Source organism: Inquilinus sp. CA228 (assembly GCF_052078665.1).
Classification (GTDB): domain Bacteria; phylum Pseudomonadota; class Alphaproteobacteria; order DSM-16000; family Inquilinaceae; genus Inquilinus.
The window spans coordinates 1-18675 of the sequence record NZ_JBQJIK010000115.1 but is presented as its reverse complement, the minus strand read 5'-3'; the positions used below and the strand labels follow the sequence as shown (position 1 = coordinate 18675).

General features: G+C 70.4%; 15 protein-coding genes and 1 pseudogene. 9 read left to right on the top strand and 7 right to left on the bottom strand.

The features are described from left to right. Positions 1 to 203 precede the first annotated feature (203 nt). Positions 204 to 1727, bottom strand: coding sequence for an ABC transporter substrate-binding protein (locus ACTOWL_RS35350; protein ID WP_441325997.1), 1524 nt, complete (start codon positions 1725 to 1727; stop codon positions 204 to 206). A 225-nt stretch (positions 1728 to 1952) separates the two neighbouring features. Here ACTOWL_RS35350 and ACTOWL_RS35345 point away from each other — a divergent pair, with 225 nt between their 5' ends. Then, the gene (locus ACTOWL_RS35345; protein WP_441325996.1) at positions 1953 to 2747 is read left to right on the top strand and encodes an IclR family transcriptional regulator; all 795 of its coding nucleotides are present in this window, start codon (positions 1953 to 1955) and stop codon (positions 2745 to 2747) included. Between the two features lie 9 nt (positions 2748 to 2756). Here the strand turns inward: ACTOWL_RS35345 and ACTOWL_RS35340 are convergent, their stop codons facing one another. Continuing rightward, on the bottom strand, positions 2757 to 2987 hold the full coding sequence (locus ACTOWL_RS35340; protein WP_441325995.1) for a hypothetical protein: 231 nt from the start codon (positions 2985 to 2987) through the stop codon (positions 2757 to 2759). 469 nt (positions 2988 to 3456) lie between these two features. Between ACTOWL_RS35340 and ACTOWL_RS35335 the strand changes: the two genes are divergently transcribed. From ACTOWL_RS35335 to ACTOWL_RS35315, 5 genes are all read left to right on the top strand, one after another. Then, positions 3457 to 5496, top strand: coding sequence for a calcium-binding protein (locus ACTOWL_RS35335; RefSeq protein ID WP_441325994.1), 2040 nt, complete (start codon positions 3457 to 3459; stop codon positions 5494 to 5496). A gap of 164 nt (positions 5497 to 5660) precedes the next feature. Then, a complete protein-coding gene (locus ACTOWL_RS35330; RefSeq protein ID WP_441325993.1) occupies positions 5661 to 6398 on the top strand; it encodes a trypsin-like serine peptidase in 738 nt (245 codons plus the stop codon). Positions 6399 to 6443: 45 nt separating this feature from the next. Then, complete coding sequence (locus ACTOWL_RS35325; RefSeq protein WP_441325992.1) at positions 6444 to 7829, top strand: 3' terminal RNA ribose 2'-O-methyltransferase Hen1; 1386 nt, start codon at positions 6444 to 6446, stop codon at positions 7827 to 7829. Continuing rightward, positions 7826 to 8401, top strand: a complete 576-nt coding sequence (locus ACTOWL_RS35320; RefSeq protein ID WP_441325991.1) for a hypothetical protein — start codon at positions 7826 to 7828, stop codon at positions 8399 to 8401. The genes ACTOWL_RS35325 and ACTOWL_RS35320 overlap by 4 nt, the downstream gene beginning before the upstream one ends. Then, on the top strand, positions 8398 to 10974 hold the full coding sequence (locus ACTOWL_RS35315) for a polynucleotide kinase-phosphatase (protein ID WP_441325990.1): 2577 nt from the start codon (positions 8398 to 8400) through the stop codon (positions 10972 to 10974). The genes ACTOWL_RS35320 and ACTOWL_RS35315 overlap by 4 nt, the downstream gene beginning before the upstream one ends. Positions 10975 to 10983: 9 nt before the next feature. On the opposite strand, the gene ACTOWL_RS35310 is transcribed toward ACTOWL_RS35315, so the two are convergent. The 4 genes from ACTOWL_RS35310 to ACTOWL_RS35295 form a co-directional block, all read right to left on the bottom strand. Further along, a complete protein-coding gene (locus ACTOWL_RS35310; protein WP_441325989.1) occupies positions 10984 to 11205 on the bottom strand; it encodes a hypothetical protein in 222 nt (73 codons plus the stop codon). Positions 11206 to 11341: 136 nt separating this feature from the next. After that, positions 11342 to 12196 carry an NAD-dependent epimerase/dehydratase family protein gene (locus ACTOWL_RS35305; protein WP_441325988.1) on the bottom strand — a complete coding sequence of 285 codons (855 nt, stop codon included), beginning with the start codon at positions 12194 to 12196 and terminating at the stop codon, positions 11342 to 11344. 39 nt (positions 12197 to 12235) lie between these two features. Then, on the bottom strand, positions 12236 to 12955 hold the full coding sequence (locus tag ACTOWL_RS35300) for a glutathione S-transferase (protein ID WP_441325987.1): 720 nt from the start codon (positions 12953 to 12955) through the stop codon (positions 12236 to 12238). Between the two features lie 320 nt (positions 12956 to 13275). After that, positions 13276 to 14196, bottom strand: coding sequence for a DMT family transporter (locus tag ACTOWL_RS35295; protein WP_441325986.1), 921 nt, complete (start codon positions 14194 to 14196; stop codon positions 13276 to 13278). Between the two features lie 420 nt (positions 14197 to 14616). On the opposite strand from ACTOWL_RS35295, the gene ACTOWL_RS35290 reads away from it, so the two are divergent. Then, on the top strand, positions 14617 to 14988 hold the full coding sequence (locus ACTOWL_RS35290) for a hypothetical protein (protein ID WP_441325985.1): 372 nt from the start codon (positions 14617 to 14619) through the stop codon (positions 14986 to 14988). A 94-nt stretch (positions 14989 to 15082) separates the two neighbouring features. On the opposite strand, the gene ACTOWL_RS35285 is transcribed toward ACTOWL_RS35290, so the two are convergent. Next, entirely contained in the window at positions 15083 to 15940 is an 858-nt protein-coding gene (locus ACTOWL_RS35285; protein WP_441325984.1) for a helix-turn-helix domain-containing protein, read from the bottom strand. 120 nt (positions 15941 to 16060) lie between these two features. On the opposite strand from ACTOWL_RS35285, the gene ACTOWL_RS35280 reads away from it, so the two are divergent. Both ACTOWL_RS35280 and ACTOWL_RS35275 read left to right on the top strand, forming a co-directional pair. Continuing rightward, complete coding sequence (locus ACTOWL_RS35280; RefSeq protein WP_441325983.1) at positions 16061 to 18313, top strand: marine proteobacterial sortase target protein; 2253 nt, start codon at positions 16061 to 16063, stop codon at positions 18311 to 18313. After that, positions 18310 to 18675: pseudogene (locus ACTOWL_RS35275) on the top strand (hypothetical protein); the annotation flags it as partial. The gene ACTOWL_RS35280 and the pseudogene ACTOWL_RS35275, both read left to right, overlap by 4 nt.

Here is an 18675-nt window from a genome sequence, read left to right as displayed (position 1 = left end):
TCCTTCAGACCCCGCCTCACGGCGACGCCCTTGCGCTTCGCTAGTCCTTCACCGCCATCAGGCTGGACAGAGGACTTCCACCTCCAAGCTGTCGATCATGCTCGGCACACCGTAGGTTGGGTTCGCGACAGCGAACCCAACGCAATGCGGGGCGGCGGGATGTTGGGTTCGCGAGTGCGAACCCAACCTACGGGTCGCCTTGATCACTTCTCGACGTAGGCGTTCCAGAAATACGGCCAGGGGGCCGGGGTCACACCCTGCAGCGCCTTCGACTTGGCCGAGAGGGCGTTGAAGTCGCCGACCTTGATCAACGGCACCTCGTCGGCCATCACCTGCTGCACGCCGGCCCAGAGCTTCACCCGCTCGTCCTGCGTCAGCGCCTGGTTGAAGGCGCCGACCGCCTTGTCCTTGGCCGGCGTGTCCCACCAGCCCGGCGAGCCCTTGGCCAGGGCGCCGATCAGTGCCGGCTCCGGCAGGAACGGGCTGTGGCTGATGTAGATGTCCCACAGGGTCGGGTCGGCGCGGCGCTGGGTCAGCGTCGCCCAGTCGGTGACGTCGAGGGTGACCTGGAAGCCGGCGGCCTTCAGGTACTCCGCCGCCACCAGCGCCATCTTGTAGTGGAACTCGTATTGCCGGCTGGTCAGGATCCGGATCGGCTTCTGGCCGTCATAGCCGGCCTCGGTCAGCAGCTTCTGCGCGCCCTCGGCGTCGCCCTTGTTGTAGATTTCGGTGCCGACCTCGCTCCGCCACGGATAGCCTTCCGGGTACATGGCGCCGTCCAGGGCGTAGAAATCGGTGCTGCCGAAGGCGGCGGCCAGCATGTCCTCCTCGTTCAGCGCCAGCTGCACCGCGCGGCGCAGCTTGAGGTCGCTGAGCAGGCCTTCCTTGGTGTTCATGACGAAGACCGGCCAGCCGAAGGGCTTCAGGATGATCGGCTCCGACGCCCCGGCCTTGATCTTGTCGACGGCCTCGACCGGCAGGGAATCGGTGTAGTCGAACTGGCCGGCGACCGCGCCCTCGACCCGGGTGTTGGCGTTCGGCACCGGGGTGAAGCGGATCTCGTCGAGATACTGCTTGCGGGCGCCGCCATAGCCGTTCGGGTCGCCCTCGCGCGGCTTGTAGCCGTCGAAGCGGACCAGCTGGATGTACTGGTCGGGCACCCGCGCCTTCAGCATGTAGGGGCCGCTGCCGACGATGTCCTTCAGCTCCGGCGCGATCTTCTCGGACGGCAGGATCACCGCGGCGCTGTTGTTGAAGGCCAGCAGGGCCAGCAACGGCGCGAAGGGCTGCTTCAGCGAGATCCTGATGGTCGAGGCGTCGACCTTCTCGATCGCCTCGATATTGCCGGCGGCGAGCTTCCCGCGCGACGCCACCTCGGTCCAGCGCTTCAGCGAGGCGACGACGTCGTCGGCGTCCAGCGCCGAGCCGTCATGGAAGGTCAGGCCCTGGCGGATCTTGATGGTGTAGACGCGGCCGTCGGCGCTGATCTCCGGCATTGCATCGGCGACCAGCGGCGTGACGGCCCAATTGGCGTCGAAGGTGTAGAGCGTCTCGAAGATGTGCTGGGTGATGATGCCGACCAGGTCGGCGGTGCTGACCATCGGGTCGAGCGTCGGCGGCTCGCCGATCGTCGCCACGGTGATCGTCCCACCCTTGGCCGGCGCGGCCATGGCGCCGGACGAGATCGGCAGGATCGCGAGCGCGACCAGGCACAGAATTCGCAGCATTGACACCCCCTGTCGTGAGCCTCTAGTATTCCGTTATTAGGAAGCAACATCTTCCGTTGCGGAATACGCTAAGGCCATCGCGGTCGGGACGTCAACCCATCCGATCGATCCGAATGGCGGAAACGCTCGGCGATTGACCGCAATGCGGGACAAAGCCTAGCTTCGAGGGCTTGAGGACTATACCACTCGGCCGGAGCATCGGCCGGGAGCAGACGGGACAGGATCATGGCGGAAGCAGCGGCGGCCAAGGCCGAAAGGGCGAGCGAGCGCAGCCGGGTCAGCGGCATCGAGCGCGCCGTGCAGATCTGCGACCATCTGCTGGCCATGGGCCGCCCCCTCACCGCCTATGACGTGTCGAAGGCGCTGGGCGCGCCGATGTCGACGATCTACGGCGTGGTGGATTCGCTGCTGCGCCAGGACCTGCTGTCGCGCGACCGCGACGGCCTCTTGTGGTTCGGCCCCCGCCTCTACCATTACGGCCTGGCCTATGGCCGCAGCCTGAACCTCTTGGAGACCGCGTCGCAGGAGATGCGGGAGCTGAGCCGGCTGCTCGGCGAGACGGTGCAGGTCTGCGGCCGCGACGACGGCCATATGGTGGTGCTGGCCATGGCCGAGCCGCCCGGCCATTTCCGGGTGTCGTCCAAGGTCGGCACCCGGGTGCCGCTGAACTGGACCGCGTCCGGCCGGCTGCTGATCGGGCACCTGCCCTGGCCGGAGCGGATCGAACTGATGCGCCGGGTCGCCCAGCCCTCCCCCACCGGCATGGCCGAGACCGACCCGGAGTCGCTGTGCCGGGCCGGCGAGACGGCGCTGGCCGAGAAGCTGGCGATCCAGCTCAGCGAATCCGACTTCGCCGTCGCCTGCATCGCCGCGCCGATCTGCACGCCGAACGGCGATTGTGACGCCACGATCAGCGTCGTGCTGCCCGAGCAGAAGGCGCGCGAGCGCGAGCGCACCTACAGCGTCGCAGTGCAGGAAGCGGCGAGCCGGATCGAGCGGCTGCTCGGCTGGACGGCCTGAGTCGGTGCGCTAGCGGCGCCGGGCGGCGAGGTCGCGGGCGACCGGGTCCACCATCTGGTCGAAGGCCGCGGCCTCCGCCACCGCGGTGCGCAGCGCGCGCCGCTTCTGCGCAACATAGGCTGCGCCGGTGATGCCGGACGGGGCCGCCGGGTCGTCGTGGCGGAAGGCCCGCTGCGCCCGGCTGGTCGCCTGCGCTGCCTGCTTGGCCCGTGCCACCTGGCGTGTGAAATCGCGATCCATGGCGATCTCTCCCTCGGTTCTGGGATGCGGCCGCGGCCGCACCCGGTCGAATTCGTTGATCGGACAACACGCGCGTCGGCAACGGCGTTCCCCGAGTGGATTGGCAGCCGATGACTTCGACGGCTGCAGATCTCGATCATGGCATGCGAGAACCGTTCCGGCGATGCCCAATCAACCTGAACCAGATGCCATCGTAGACAGGACAATCAACTCATCATCTTCTGGCCAACACACTTGTTCCAAGGCTCCAAACATCATACATATTCTGGTATTGTCTGATTTATCGATGAACAAGATGATATACAAATTGACCTGAAACACGTTTATCATTTGTGAATAATACGCAAAAATTCAGTTTCTTTGACACTTCCTGACTCTGGCGACGCATTTTTGTTGAACATCCTGAGAAGAAATGCCCACATAGAGTGCCCTCTTCATAACGGGCGCTTTCATAGTGGGGAGGATATTCATGACGACTTTCACCGGCACCAATGGTGCCGAAATCCTACCGTCACTCGTGCAGGCTGTTCTCCCGGTCGGCGGCGCTTTGGGCGACGACTTCGTCGACGCCCTCGGCGGCGACGATGTCCTGCTCGGTTGGACCGGCAATGACGTGCTCAGGGGCGGCGCCGGTGCAGACGTGCTGATCGGCGGCCTGCTCACCCTGGCCGGCGTCGTCACGCTGTCGGGCATCGATGCGGCGGACTACACGACCTCGGTCGACGGCGTGACCGTCGACCTGTCGGTCCTGGTCAGCCTGACCCTGCCGATCCTGGGCATCGACATCCAGCTCACCGGCGCCTCGCAGGGCTTCGGCGGCGACGCCCAGGGCGACTATATAGTCGGCGTGGTCAACCTGCTCGGCTCCAACACCGGCGCCGACAACCTCACCGGCAGCTCGTCCGCCAACACCCTGAACGGCCAGGGCGGCGACGACACGCTCGACGGCGAAGGGGGCAACGACATCCTCCTCGGCGGCGCCGGGGACGACACGCTGATCGGCGGTGCCGGTGCCGATTCGCTGCAAGGCGGCGCCGGTACGAACGACACCGCGGATTATTCCGGCTCCGCCACGCCGGTGACCGTCAACCTGACCACCGGCACCGGCACCGGCGGCGACGCCCAGGGCGACACCCTGACCGGCGTCGAGCGCGTGATCGGCTCGGCCGGCAACGACACCCTCATCGGATCGGCCGGCAACGACACCCTCGTCGGTGGCGCCGGGACCGACGTCATCACCGGCAACGGCGGCGTCGACACGGCCGACTATTCCAGCTCGGGCGCCGGCGTGACCGTCGACCTGATCGCCGGCACCGGCGTGGGCGGCGACGCCCAGGGCGACACGCTGAGCGGCATCGAGAATCTCAACGGCACGGCCTTCGTCGACCACCTGTACGGCAATGCCTCGGACAACACCCTCAACGGCCTCGACAGCAACGACACGCTTCGCGGCGGCGCCGGGGCCGACGTCATCAATGGCGGCGCCGGCTCGGACTTCGCCAACTACCAGGGCTCGGTGGACGCAGTCACCGTCAACCTGCTGACCGACACAGCCAGCGGCGGCGACGCCACCGGCGACTCGCTGGACAGCATCGAGAACCTGTACGGCTCCAGCAACAACGACACCCTGACCGGCGACAACGCCCGCAACATCATCGGCGGCGAGCTCGGCGACGACACGATCGTCGGCAATGCCGGCGACGACTCGCTCTCCGGCGAGGCGGGCAACGACAACCTCGACGGCGGCGACGGCGCCGATCGCCTGGTCGGCGGCGCCGGCAACGACATCGCCAATGGCGGGGCCGACAACGACTCGATCGACGGCGGCACCGGCGACGACACCATCAACGGCGGCGCCGGGAACGACGCCCTCGTGGCCGGCGCCGGCACCGACACCATCAACGGCAATGACGGCAACGACATCATCAATGGTGGTGCCGGGCCCGACGCGATCGATGGCGGCGCCGGCACCGACACCGCCTACTACATCGACAGCACCGCGGGCGTGACCATCAACCTCGAGGTGGCCCTGGCCACCGGCGGCGACGCCGAAGGCGACACGCTGACCAGCATCGAGCAGCTCTACGGCTCGAACCTGGCCGACAACCTGACCGGAGACATCGGCAACAACCGGCTCTGGGGCAATGGCGGCGACGACGTGCTGACGGGGGGCATCGGGGCCGACACGCTGAAGGGCGGCGCCGGCAACGACAGCTTCGTCTACATCACGACCGCCGACAGCACCGCGGCCGCGGCCGGCCGCGACACGATCGAGGACTTCTCGACCGGCGACCGGATCGACCTGTCCCCGATCGACGCCAACGGCTCGGGCGGCGCCTTCACCTTCGGCACCGGCAACTATACCGGCACTGCGGGCGAGCTGCGGGTGGTGGCGATCCCCAACGGCTACCAGGCGGTCTATGGCGACACCAATGGCGACAAGGTCACCGACTTCGCCATCGTCGTCCTGTCCGACCACACGCTGACCGCCAGCGACTTCGTGCTCTGAGTCCCCTCGGGCACAGACCCCACCCTGCCCCCGGGCAGGGTGGGGTCTTTTTTTGTCCGCTCCTCCGCGCCGCGACGATATGGGCGGCTTGGCCCGGGCCGGTTCGGCGGCGATACTCGGACGCGGAGAAGCCGGCATCGACCGGCCCGAACAGGCGGACCAGGATGCGGCTCACATCGGCTCTGATTGCGGGCGCGCTCCTCGCCCTCTCCGCCCTGGCCGCCTCGGCGGCCGCGCCGCTGCTGCCCGGCCTCGGCCCCGACGACCGGCGGGTGCCGGTGGACGGCACCGCCGCCCCGTGGCGCAGCCTGACCAAGGTGCAGACCGGCATCGGCGGCCGTTGCACCGGCGCCCTGATCGGCCCCCGCCGCGTGCTGACCGCGGCGCATTGCCTGTTCAACCCGCGGACCCGGCGCTTCCTGCCCGCCTCCTCGCTGCATGTGCTGTTCGGCTATGAGCGCGGCGCGTTCATCGAGCACAGCCTGGTCACCGAGGTGATCCACGCCGACGCCTACGACCCGCTGCGGCCGCGGGAGGAGTATGCGGCGGACTGGGCGATCCTGGTGCTGGCCGCCGACGCCCCGCCGCAGGCGCCGCCGCTGGTGGTGTCGGAGTCGGTGCCGGCCCCGGGCACGGCGGTCGTGCTCGGCGGCTACAGCCAGGACAAGGCGCAGATCATCACCGCCGACACCGCCTGCATGGTGCTGGGCACCGACCGCACCACCAAGGGGCCGGTGCTGATCCACGACTGCAACGGCACGCGCGGCACCAGCGGCAGCCCGCTGCTGGCGCTGCGCGACGGCGACTGGCAGGTGGTGGGCATCGCCGTCGCCGGCTCGACCGACCGGCTGACGCTGAACTTCGCGGTGCCGGCCTCCGCCTTCGCCGCCGCGCTGCGGTAGCGGCCGGGCCTATCCCGCGCCTGGGCCTTCGGCTACAGAGGCCCGATGTATCTCTCGATTTCCACGACTCATAATCCGGCCACCGATCTCGGCTTCCTGCTGCACAAGCATCCGGACCGGGTGCACGAGACCGACCTGTCCTTCGGCAAGGCCCATCTGTTCTACCCGGAGGCCACGGCGGAGCGGTGCGAGGCCGTGCTGCTGCTGGAGATCGACCCGGTCGGGCTGGTGCGCGGCCGCGGCTCGGCCGAGGGCGTGGTCGACCAGTATGTCAACGACCGCCCCTACGCCGCCTCGTCCTTCCTCTCGGTCGCGCTGATCCGCAGCGTGAAGACGGCGATGGCCGGGATCTCGAAGGACCGGCCGGAGCTCGCCGCCGCCCCGATCGCCCTGGAGGCGCGGATCAGCCCGCTGCCCGTGCGCGGCGGCGAGGCCATGGTGCGCCAGCTGTTCGAGCCGCTGGGCTGGACGGTGCGGGTTGAGCCCGTGCCCGGCCCCGACGGCGCGGCCAGCCCGCGCTACCTGACCCTGACCCTGTCGGGCACCGCCCGGCTGAGCGCGCTGCTGAACCACATCTATGTGCTGGTCCCGGTGCTCGACGACGACAAGCACTACTGGGTCGGCGAGGACGAGGTGGCGAAGCTGCTGGCCCGCGGCGAGGGGTGGCTCGGCGGCCATCCGGCGCAGGAGCTGATCGTCCGCCGCTACCTGGCGCACCAACGGTCGCTCGCCCGCCAGGCCCTGGCCCGGCTGGTGCCGGAGGAAGCGTCCGAGGAGACCGGGCCCGAGGGCGCCGCCAGCCGCGAGGAGGTTCTGGAGGCGCCGATCCGGCTGCACGACCAGCGGCTGGCGACGGTGGCCGCGACGCTGCAGGCCAAGGGCGCCAGGGTGATCGCCGATCTCGGCTGCGGCGAGGGCAGGCTGCTGTCCCTGCTGGCACGGGAGCGCTGGGTCGAGCGCCTGATCGGCGTCGACGCCTCGACCCGCGACCTCGATCGGGCGCAGCGCCGCCTCAAGCTCGACCAGCCCGGCGGCCCGCCCGAGGGGCGGATCACGCTGCTGCACGGCGCCCTGACCTATCGCGACCGGCGCTGGGCCGAGGCCGACGCCGCCGCCCTGGTCGAGGTGATCGAGCATCTCGACCCCGACCGGCTGCCGGCGCTGACCCGAATCGTGTTCAGCGAGGCGCGGCCGCGGCTGGTCGTCGTGACCACGCCGAACGCCGACTACAACGCGCTGTTCCCGACCCTGAGCGCCGGCGCCTTCCGCCACGCCGACCACCGCTTCGAATGGAGCCGCGCCGAGTTCCGCGCCTGGGCGGCCGCCATCGCCGACGTCCATGGCTACGCGGTTGAGTTCGACGACATCGGCCCGGTCGATGCCGGGCACGGCGCGCCGACGCAGATGGCGATCTTTACGAGGGTGGCATGACCGTGGGGCTGATCCACATCCACGAAGACGACTGGGGCCTGCGCAACCTGTATCCTGCCGCCGCGTGGGATGACGCGCAGGCCGACATCGCCCGTGCCGTCGACTCCGGCGAGCGCAACCAGGTACCCGGCGGTCACGGCTGGACCGATATGCATGTCGTCCAACCGCCCAAGATCGACTTCACCCATGTCGGGCTGGAGCTTGTGAAGGTGCGCGCCGCGCTTGAGCCGCTGATGCCCGCCGTCAGCCGCTTCTATGCCACCATCGGCTCCGCGATCGGCCGCCAGGAGCGGGATCCGCTCGGCACCTACCTGGAAAATGCCGTCTGCTTCGGCTTCGGGGCGCCCTGCTTCGTGAAGGTGGAGGCCCGGGGCAGCCTCGTCGCCAGCATCTGGTTCGAGGCCCGCAGCGACGAGCCGGCGCAGCTCGCGGTGTTGCGGGCCGCGCTGCTGGCCATCGACGCCCTGGCGCCCTCGATCGTCGCCGACAATTGGCTCGACCTGACCGGCCGGATCGGCGACGCGGCGTTCCTGGACCGCTATTTCGCCGCCCTGGAGGGGGCCGCATCTTGAGTCGTGCCACCGATCCCTCCCGCATCGACATCCCCGACTTCGCGCTGATCGTCCTGATCGGCGCCACCGGGTCAGGCAAGTCGACCTTCGCCGCGCGGCATTTCCGGCCGACCGAGATCATCTCGTCGGACCGCTGCCGCGGCCTGGTGTCGGATGACGAGACCGACCAGGCGGCAACGGCCGACGCCTTCGACCTGGTCCGCACCATCGCCGAGAAGCGCCTCAAAAATCGGCGCCTGACGGTGATCGACGCCACCAATGTCCGCGCCGCCGACCGCAAGGACTGGGTCGCGCTGGCCCGGCGCTGGCACGCCTTGCCGGTCGCTATCGTGCTCGACCCCGGCATCGACCTCTGCATCGAGCGCAACAAGGGGCGGCCGGACCGCCCCTTCGGCCCGCAGGTGGTGGTGCGCATGGTGTCGGAGATCCGGCGCGGCCTGGGCGGACTGCAGCGCGAGGGCTTTCGGCAGGTCTGGCGGCTGGGACCGGCCGAGGGCATCGACGCCGCGACGGTCGAACGCCGGCCGCTGTGGACCGACAAGCGCGACGATGCCGGCCCGTTCGACATCATCGGCGACGTCCATGGCTGCGCCGACGAGCTCGAGGCGCTGCTGCGGCACATGGGCTATGCGGTCGACTGGCAGGAGGCGGAGGGCGGGCGCCAGGTCACGGTGACGCCGCCGCCCGGCCGCAAGGCGGTGTTCGTCGGCGACCTGGTCGACCGCGGACCGCGCACGCCCGACGTGCTGCGCATCGCCATCAGCATGGCAGCGGCCGGCACCGGCCATGTCGTCAACGGCAACCACGACCGCAAGCTGGCGCGGTGGCTGGACGGCCGCGACGTCAAGATCGCGCATGGGCTGCAGCAATCGATCGACCAGCTCGAGGCCGAGGGCCCGGCCTTCAAGGCCGCGATCAAGCCGTTCCTGGACGGGCTGCTGAGCCATGTCTGGCTGGACGGCGGCAAATTGGCGGTCGCCCATGCCGGGCTGAAGCCGGAGATGGTCGGCCGCGCGTCGCCCGCAGTGCGCGAATTCGCCCTGTACGGCGAGACCACCGGCGAGACCGACGAGTTCGGCCTGCCCGTCCGGCTGGACTGGGCGGCGGCCTATCGCGGGCCGACGACGATCGCCTACGGCCACACCCCGGTGCTCGACCCGGAATGGGTCAACAACACCATCTGTCTCGACACCGGCTGCGTCTTCGGCGGCCGGCTGACGGCGCTGCGCTGGCCGGAGAAGGAGCTGGTCGCGGTGCCGGCCGAACGGGTGTGGAGCGAGCCGGTCCGCCCGCTGGCACCCCGCGCCGACGAGCGCAGCGCCCAGGCGGAGGCCGACGACCTGCTCGACATGGAGGATGTCGTCGGGCGGCGCTGGGTCGAGACCCAGTTGCGCGGCCGGATCGAGGTGGCGGCCGAGAACGCCGCCGCGGCGCTGGAGGTGATGAGCCGCTTCGCGATCGCGCCGCAATGGCTGGTCTACCTGCCGCCGACGATGTCGCCGGTCGAGACCAGCGCGCGGGAGGAGTGGCTGGAACGGCCGGAGGAGGCGTTCGAGCATTTCCGCGGGCGCGGCGTCGGCGCGGTCATGTGCCAGGAGAAGCACATGGGCTCGCGTGCCGTGATCGCGCTGTGCCGCGACGCCGCCACCGCCCGGGCGCGGTTCGGCGTGACCGGGGGGGAGACCGGGGCGATCTGGACCCGGACCGGCCGCGCCTTCTTCGCCGATGCCGCGACCACCGAGGCCGTGCTCGACAGGCTGCGGGCGGCGGCGGATGGGTTGTGGTCGGAGCTGGACACCGGCTGGCTGCTGTTCGACGCCGAGATCATGCCGTGGTCGGCCAAGGCCGGCGCCCTGATCGAGAGCCAGTACGCCCCGGTCGCCGCCGCCAGCCTGGCCGGTCTGACCGCGGCCGGAGAGGCGCTGGCCCGGGCGGTCGGGCGCGGCCTGCCGCTGGCGGACCTGCAGCAGCGCGTCGCCGGGCGGCGCGAGCGGGCCGAAGCCTATGGCCGGGCCTGGACGCCCTATGTCTGGCCGGTCTCCGGCATCGACGACCTGCGCATCGCCCCGTTCCACCTGCTGGCGGCCGAGGGGCGCGTCTGCTTCGACCAGGACCATTCCTGGCACATGGGCGTGGCCGACCGGCTGGCGCAGGCCGGGGGGCCGGCCGTGGCGGCGACGCGCTGGCGGCTGGTCGAGCTGGCGGACGACGCCGCCTGCGCCGACGCCGTCGCCTGGTGGGAGGCGATGACCGCGGCGGGCGGCGAAGGCATGGTGGTAAAGCCGCGCGACTTCGTCGCCCGCGGCCCGAAGGGCCTGATCCAGCCGGCGGTGAAGGTGCGCGGCCGGGAATATCTGCGCATCATCTACGGCCCGGAATACGACCTGCCGGAGAACCTGGTCCGGCTGCGCGAGCGCAAGCTGGGCGGCAAGCGCAACCTGGCGCTGCGCGAATTCGCCCTCGGCCACGAGGCGCTGCGGCGCTTCATCGCCCGCGAGCCGCTGCGCCGCGTCCATGAATGCGTGTTCGGCGTGCTGGCGCTGGAGAGCGAGCCGATCGACCCGCGGCTGTGACCGGGCCGATCAGCCCTCGGCGCGCCGGTCGCACACGATCTTGAGATAGCGGCCCTCGCCCAGCTCCGGCCCGAGCGCGGTGTCGGCCAGCATCGCCTGGCCGGTGAAGCCGCAGCCGAGCGGCGTCGGCGCCACCGGGCCGGCGACCACGTCGACCGCCGTGTCCCGGTTGCAGTCGCGCTGCGGCAGCGCCGTGGCGCAGACGAGAATGAGGGTCGTGAACACGTCCATGTTGCTTCCGCTCCCTGGGTTGCGCACCACCCCGGGGCTTCCTCCGGCAGGCCCGGCCCGCTGGCCGGCGTCCTGCATCAGATCATTGTGCACTGCAACATAGAGTTTCGGCAAGCCCTGCCCTGCCGGCGCTGCGCTACCGCGACGCCGGGTCGCGCCAGCTGTGGCGCGGCTCGTAGCCCAGCACCCGGCGCGCCTTCTCGATCGACAGCAGGGTCTCGTTCGGGCCGAAGGGGCGCTTCCGCGGCACGCCGGGATAGATGGCGTCGAGCAGCGCGTCGTTCGGCTGGCTCATCACCGAATCGGCATTGGCGATGACGAAGATTTCGGCGCCGGTCAGCTTCGACTCCAGCGCCAGGCGGATCGCCTGGGCGGCGTCGCGGGCGTCGATATAGGCCCACAGGTTCCAGTTCCGCTTGCGCGGGTCGTCGTCGAAGCCCGGGAACTCGGCATAGCGCTCCGGGTCCATGACGTTGGACAGGCGCAGGCCGATGATCTTGGCCGCGGGGTCCCAGCGGCAGAACTGCTTGGCCATCTCCTCGCCCATCAGCTTGGACAGGGAATAGGCGGTCTCCGGCCGGCCGGGATACTCCTCGTCCACCGGCACATAGGGCGGCGGGTCGGCGAAGGGCAGGCCCAGCACGGTCTCGCTGGAGGCCCAGACGATGTTGCGGATCTTCAGCTGCCGCGCCGCCTCGAACACGTTGTAGGTGCTGACCGTGTTGGTTTCGAAGATGACGTGGTTCGGCGCCAGGCCGGGGGCGCGGATCGCCGCGAGATGGACGATGCCGGTGACCTGCGACACCCGGTCGTCGATCGCCGAGAAGGCGGCGATGGTCTGGCCGTAATCGGTCAGGTCGACCCGGCTGTGCCGGACCGACGGGTCGGCCGGCGGCGCCAGGTCGACCGAACAGACGTCGTGGCCATGGGCGATCAGATCCTTGAGACAGGCGCGGCCCGCCTGGCCGCTGCCGCCGGTGACGATGATCATCCGTTCCTCCCGCGATGAACTATTGTCTGACAATATAAGTCAGGGATCGAGCTCGGGATAGTGGCGGAAGATGCCCATCGGGTTGAACGGGATGCGCCGGGGCGAGTCGAGATAAGCCTTGATGCGCGGCAGCGCCGCCACCCGGTCGTGCAGCGCCGCGAGGCGTGGATGCTTCGGCTCGATCCGCGCCATCGCCTTCGGGAAGGCATAGCGCAGCCCGGCGATGATCTGGAACATCGACAGGTCGGCGGTGGTGACCGCGGCCCCGACCAGATGCGCGTCGCCGGCCGGGTTGCGGGCCAGCACCCGCTCGAAATAGCCGAGATATTTCGGCAGGCGATGGTCCAGGAAGTCCGCGGTACGGCGCTTCGCTTCCGGCTTCTGGTCCTCGTAGTACAGGCCGCTGCCGATCGGGTGGTGGGTGTCGTGCACCTCGACCACCAGGTCGGCGATGGTCAGCTGCAACTGGTGCGTCCACAGCCGCCCCGCCTCATCCGCCGGCGCCAGGCCGTGCCGGTCGCCGAGGAACAGCAGGATGTTGGCGGTCTGGCCGATCAGCAGGTCGCCGGCCTTGAGATAGGGCGGCGCGAAGGGCGGCTGCGGCACCGCCCCGTCCTGCAGGTAGTGCATCAGCCCGGGCAGGTCGTCGTCCTCCTCGCGGGCGATGTCGACATAGTCGGCGCCGGCCTGCTCGAGCGCCAGCCGGACGAACTCGCCACGCCCCTGAATCTCGGGCCAGTAGTAGAGCTCATAGGCCATTCCGTAATATCCTTTCGCATACATCCGCTCTCGCGAAACGAATTCACGTTCGATTCACGCTGGTTGGTTACGATGGCCATACTGTCCCATCGGATGGTACGCCCATCGAGCCTGAGGCGGGCTTGATTTGAATTAGGGCTGATATTTCGGAGCGTCGATAGTCAAACGGGCATATTCTGTTCGCCCGCAATCAGAAGCTCGATGGGCGTCTTACTGCGACCCGGCGGACCGATGGACAGGGATGGTAGAGCGAGGGAGAACGGGGGCGGCGTCGCCCCCGATCTCGTTTCAGCCCGATCTTAGGTCAGCCCGATCTTACTTCAGGATGTCGGCCCCATGCCGAGGGCCAGCGGCGCCTCCGCCGGCTCGTCCCGCGACCGCAGCCATTTCGCCACGGCGCTGTACACCCCGCCGCACACGATCAGGGCCGCCCCGATCAGGCTGAGGGTCGCGATCTCCTCGTGGAAGACCAGGACGCTGAAGGCGGCCGCCCAGACGAAGATCGAGTAGTCGATCACCGCGACGTCGCAGACGCCGCTCAGCCGCAGCCCGCCGATATAGAGCAGGTTGGCCAGCCCGCCGGCCAGCCCGACGCCGATGAAGGGCAGCCAGTCGTCGGCCGTCGGCCAGACCCAGCCGGAGTGCAGGATCATCGCAGCGGAGGCCACCACCATCACGGTGTTGCCCCAGATCGCGGTCACGATCGGCGCGTCCGCCTGCCCGGCCCGGCGCGTCGCCACCACGCCGAGGGCGTAGAACAGCGCCGACAGCACGGCGATGAGGGCGTAGAAATTCATCCCGTCGGTCGGCCGCACGATCAGCATGCCGCCGGCCAGGGCGACGGCGATGGCGACATAGGTCTCGCGGCCCGCGGGCTCGCGCAGCACGGTGATGCCGAACAGCGCCATGAACACCGGCGCCGCCAGGGAGATCGCGGTCGCGTCGGCCAGCGACAGGCCGGACAGGCTGAGGAAGAAGGTGGCGCCCGCCGCCAGCACGAAGCCGCCGCGGAGCAGTTGCAGCAGCGGCTTGCTGGACCGCACCGCCTGCATCCCCCGCACCGTGCCCATGCGGTACTGGACCAGGATCGGCAGGTAACCGAACAGGGCGCGGATCAGGATGATCTCGGCGACCGGATAGCTGCCGCTCAGATATTTGGCGAAGGCATCCATCGTCGCGAAGGCGCCGACGCCCAGGGCATAAAGCGCGAGTCCCTGCATCTGACGGGGAGAGGTGCGCACGGTGAATGGGCCTTCTCAAAAATACGACTGCTGCCGAGGCCGGCACGAATGACGTCATCACAGCAGGCAATCATGGCCGCATTCGCGCCGGGCCGCGCTGGAATCGCGCCGAATTGCGGTCTTACCGTGGCGGGAAGGCCTTCGGCCTGATCTAGAACAGGCTGAGCTGCCGGTCGGCCGGGCGTCGCGGCGCCGGGTCGGGGCGGCGACGGGCCAGCAGCTCGGCTTCGATCTCGCCGAGGAAGGGCGACGCCTCCAGCCGGACCGCGCCGCCGTGCCAGCGCCGCTGGCCTTGACCCGGCCGGGGCGAAGGCCGGGACCGATCAGGCCGGCGCCGGCCCGAAGCGATGGGGCGAGCCCCCCGGCCCGGCCGCCGCCGACCCGCCCCCGCCGGACCCGTCCCGCACCAGATCCGTGGTCGTGCGCGGCATCTGGGCCAGCGATGTCGGCGGGCCCGAGGGCGAGCCCTGGATCCACAACGTCACCACCGGCGAGGTCACCGACAAGACCGGCAAGGTCGTTCGCACGCCGGCCGTGCCCGACCAGCCCTGGCGGCCCGGCGCCGGCGACAGCGTCATGCCGGCCAAGACCGCACCCGCCGAAAGCGCCGCGCCGCCCGAACCCGGCGGCACCAGGCCCTCCGAAGCGGCCGGGCCACCTACGCCCGATTCCCAGCCGCCGCCGGCCGACCTCGATCCGGACGAAGCCGAATTTCAGCGCCAGGCGGCCTATGCCCTGCGCTACGGCATCACGCTGATCAGGCCAGCCCGACTCGCGACGCGTTACGGCTAACGCCGGCGCGCGCCCCCGCTGCCCGTCCGAGAGCGCCACGTCGGCTTCGCCGCCGAGATCTTGGCGCCCTGGGTGGAGGCGGCATGAGCCCGCCTCAATCCGCCGCCAGGGGCAGGAAGCGGGCGAAGGACTCCTCCACCGTCCGCCGCAGGATGTCGCGGTAGCGGGCGTGGCAGGGGTGGTCGGGCGAAATGCGGCCGAACTCCGGCATACCCGCCGCCGCCATCGGCACCAGCACGATCGGCGCCGCCACCGGCGTCAGCTGCGACCCCGGTCCCGCCTGCAGCGTGGTCAGGATGCCGTGCATCTCGCCGGTGATGGTCGGTCGGCCCAGCACCGCCATCCGGTACTGCCCATGGGTGTTGGTCACCAGGTAGATGTGTCCGGATTGGTGCGGCACCGAGACGGTGCCGTGCTGGGTGAAGGCGGCGTCGACCCGCTCGGCCTCGCGGAAGGCCAGGTGCGACCCGGCCTCGTCCCAATGGATCTCGGTGCGGTAGGCGTAGATCGCGCGGCGGTCGCCGAAGGATGGCCGCAGGGTCAGGTACACCCCTTCGATCCAGGACACGGCCGGCCGGGAATAGGAGCCGAGCCCCTCCGGCGCCACCCCGACGGCCGCGGCCGGCCGCGCGGGCGCGACAGGGGCGGCCGGCCGCGCCTCCGGATGGCGCAGCTTGACGCCCAGCGCCTCCTCCAGCCGGATCAGCGTCGCCAAAGTGAAGGGCCGGCGGCCAGACAGCGCCTTCTCCAGCGTCGACAGGCTGATCTTCGCCTGGTCGGCCAGGAACTGGCGGGAGATGCGGCGGCGCGCCAGCTCCTCCCGCACCTGGCCGGCGACGGCGTGGCTCTGCTCCTCCGACAGCTCGTGGTCGGCTGGGTGCGTCGACAACCCGACCAAGGCGCCCTCCTCCGCACAGATGCGCACCGATCCGCACAGGACGGTGCGCAGCAAGACCTATCCCGGCCACCGCCTGCGGAACAAGCCGGATCATCACCGTGGCCGGACAAGGCCCCCCGGACCGACAAAAAACCCGGGCCGGATGGACGCCGGCCGAGGTCCACGGAGGGTTCGATGAGTTCCATGACGAGGAGGGCGCCGGCGGGGCTGTGGCCGGCGTTCCAGTCCCGGTTCGGGCACGCGGCGCCTTTGCTGCTGCTGTCGCTGCTGCTGGCCGTGCTGACCCTGGCGGTCGGCGGGCACACCGCCCGGGCCGAGGTCGGGCCGGCACTGGTGACGCCGGGCGAGATGCAGTCCGGCGCGCTGCTGTTCCGCACCAATGAGAAAGGCCGCTACATCGAGGCGCCGCGCCTGGGCACCGATATCGACCTGACGGTCAGCGGGCCGACCGCCCGGGCCCATGTCACCCAGGTGTTCCAGAACCCGACCGACCAGTGGGTCGAGGCCGTCTATGTCTATCCGCTGCCGGAAGACGGCGCGGTCGACACGCTGAAGATGGTGGTCGGCGACCGCGTCATCACCGGCGACATCGCCGCCCGCGAGGAGGCCCGCCGCACCTATGAGGTGGCGAAGCAGGCCGGCCAGACCGCCGGGCTGGTCGAGGAGGAGCGGCCGAACCTGTTCACCACCTCGGTCGCCAATGTCGGCCCGGGCGAGACCGTGCTGATCCAGATCGAGTACCAGGAGACCGTCCGCCAGTCGGGCGCCCGGTTCTCGCTGCGCGTGCCGCTGGTGGTGGCGCCGCGCTACAACCCGGCGGCGGTGAAGCAGTCGGTCGACTTCCAGCCGGGCCAGGGCGGCTGGGGCCAGACGACCACTGATCCCGTGCCGGACCGCGACCGCATCACCCCGCCGGTGCTGGATCCGCGCGGCAACGCCCCGGTCAACCCGGTGACCCTGACGGTGAAGCTGCAGGCCGGCTTCCCGCTCGGCGAGGTGGTCAGCGCCAACCATGCGGTCGATATCGAGACCCAGGGCCCGGACAGTCGCGTGGTCACGATGAAGGGCCCGGTCCCGGCCAATCGCGACTTCGAGCTGAGCTGGACTCCGGCGGCCGGCGTGGCGCCCTCGGTCGGGCTGTTCCGCGAGCGGGTCGCCGGCGACGACTACGTCCTGGCCTTCGTCACCCCGCCGGCGCTGGCGCAGGCCGAGGACAAGCGGCCGCGCGACGTGGTGTTCGTGATCGACAATTCCGGCTCGATGGGCGGCGCCTCGATGGACCAGGCGAAGTCCAGCCTGCTCTACGCCCTCGGCCGCCTGTCCCCCACCGACCGGTTCAACGTGGTGCGCTTCGACGACACGCTCGACGTGCTGTTCCCGGACGTGGTGCCGGCCGATGCCGAGCATGTCGGCCGGGCCAGGTCCTTCGTCTCCGGCCTGGAGGCGTCGGGCGGCACCGATATGGTGCCGGCGATGCAGGCCGCGCTCACGGAGCACGGTGATGATGGCCGCGCCCGCCTGCGCCAGGTGGTGTTCCTGACCGACGGCGCCATCGGCAACGAGCAGCAGTTGTTCGACACCATCGCCGGCATGCGCGGCCGGTCGCGGGTGTTCATGGTCGGCATCGGCTCCGCCCCCAACACCTTCCTGATGAGCCGCGCCGCCGAGCTGGGCCGCGGCAGCTTCACCCAGATCGGCGCGCCGGAGCAGGTGGAGGAGCGGATGCGCACCCTGTTCGAGAAGCTGGAGAGCCCGGTCGTGACCAACCTGTCGGCCCGGTTCTCGGCCGGCGGCGCCGACGCGACGCCGGAGACGCTGCCGGACCTGTATCGCGGCGAACCGGTGGTGCTGGCGGCCAGGCTGGCCGCGCTGTCCGGCACGATCGAGGTCAAGGGCATGATCGGCGACCGGCCCTGGATCGTCACCCTGCCGGTGGCACAGGCGGCCAAGGGCGAGGGCCTGTCCAAGCTGTGGGCGCGGCGCAAGATCGCCGATGCCGAGGTGGCGCAGACCCTGGGCCAGATCGATGCGGAGCAGGCCGACCAGCGCATCCTGTCGCTGGCGCTGCAGCACCACCTGGTGACGCGGCTGACCAGCCTGGTCGCGGTCGACAAGACGCCGCGCCGGCCCGACGGGGCGGTGCTGAGCCGCAACGACATCCCACTCAACCTCCCCGCCGGCTGGGATTTCGACAAGGTCTTCGGCGCCAAGCCCAAGCCCGAGTTCCGCCAGGCCGGCCTGCTGCTGCCCGCCGCCGCCCGCGCCAACGCCCCCGCCGCCGCCGACAAGCCGCAGCCGGTCGAGGATGTGGTGCTGCCGCAGACCGCGACCGACGCCGAGCTGCGGATCATCGCCGGCCTCCTGCTGCTGCTGGCCGGGCTGACGGTGTTCGGCTTCGGCCGCCGGTCGACGGGAGGCCGGGCATGAGCGCGACCCTGCCGCTCTCCCATCCCCTCGCCGGGCAGAGCCTGCCCCGCGGCCAGCGCGCGCAGCGCCCGCCCCGCCAGCGCCGGCCGAGATCCCGCTTCGTCGCCCTCCTCCTCGTCCTGGCCGGTCTGGTGCTGGCCGGCCAGGGCCTGTGGATCCACGCCAAGGCGATGCTGGCCCAGGTCCTGCTGGACCGCGCCTTCGCCGAGACCCTGGCGACCGGCCGGGCGGTGAAGCCCTGGCCCTGGGCCGACACCTGGCCGGTGGCGCGGATCGACCTGCCGCGGCTGGGCGAGAGCGCCATCGCCCTGGCCGGCGCCAGCGGCCAGGCCCTGGCCTTCGGCCCCGGCCATGTCCAGGAC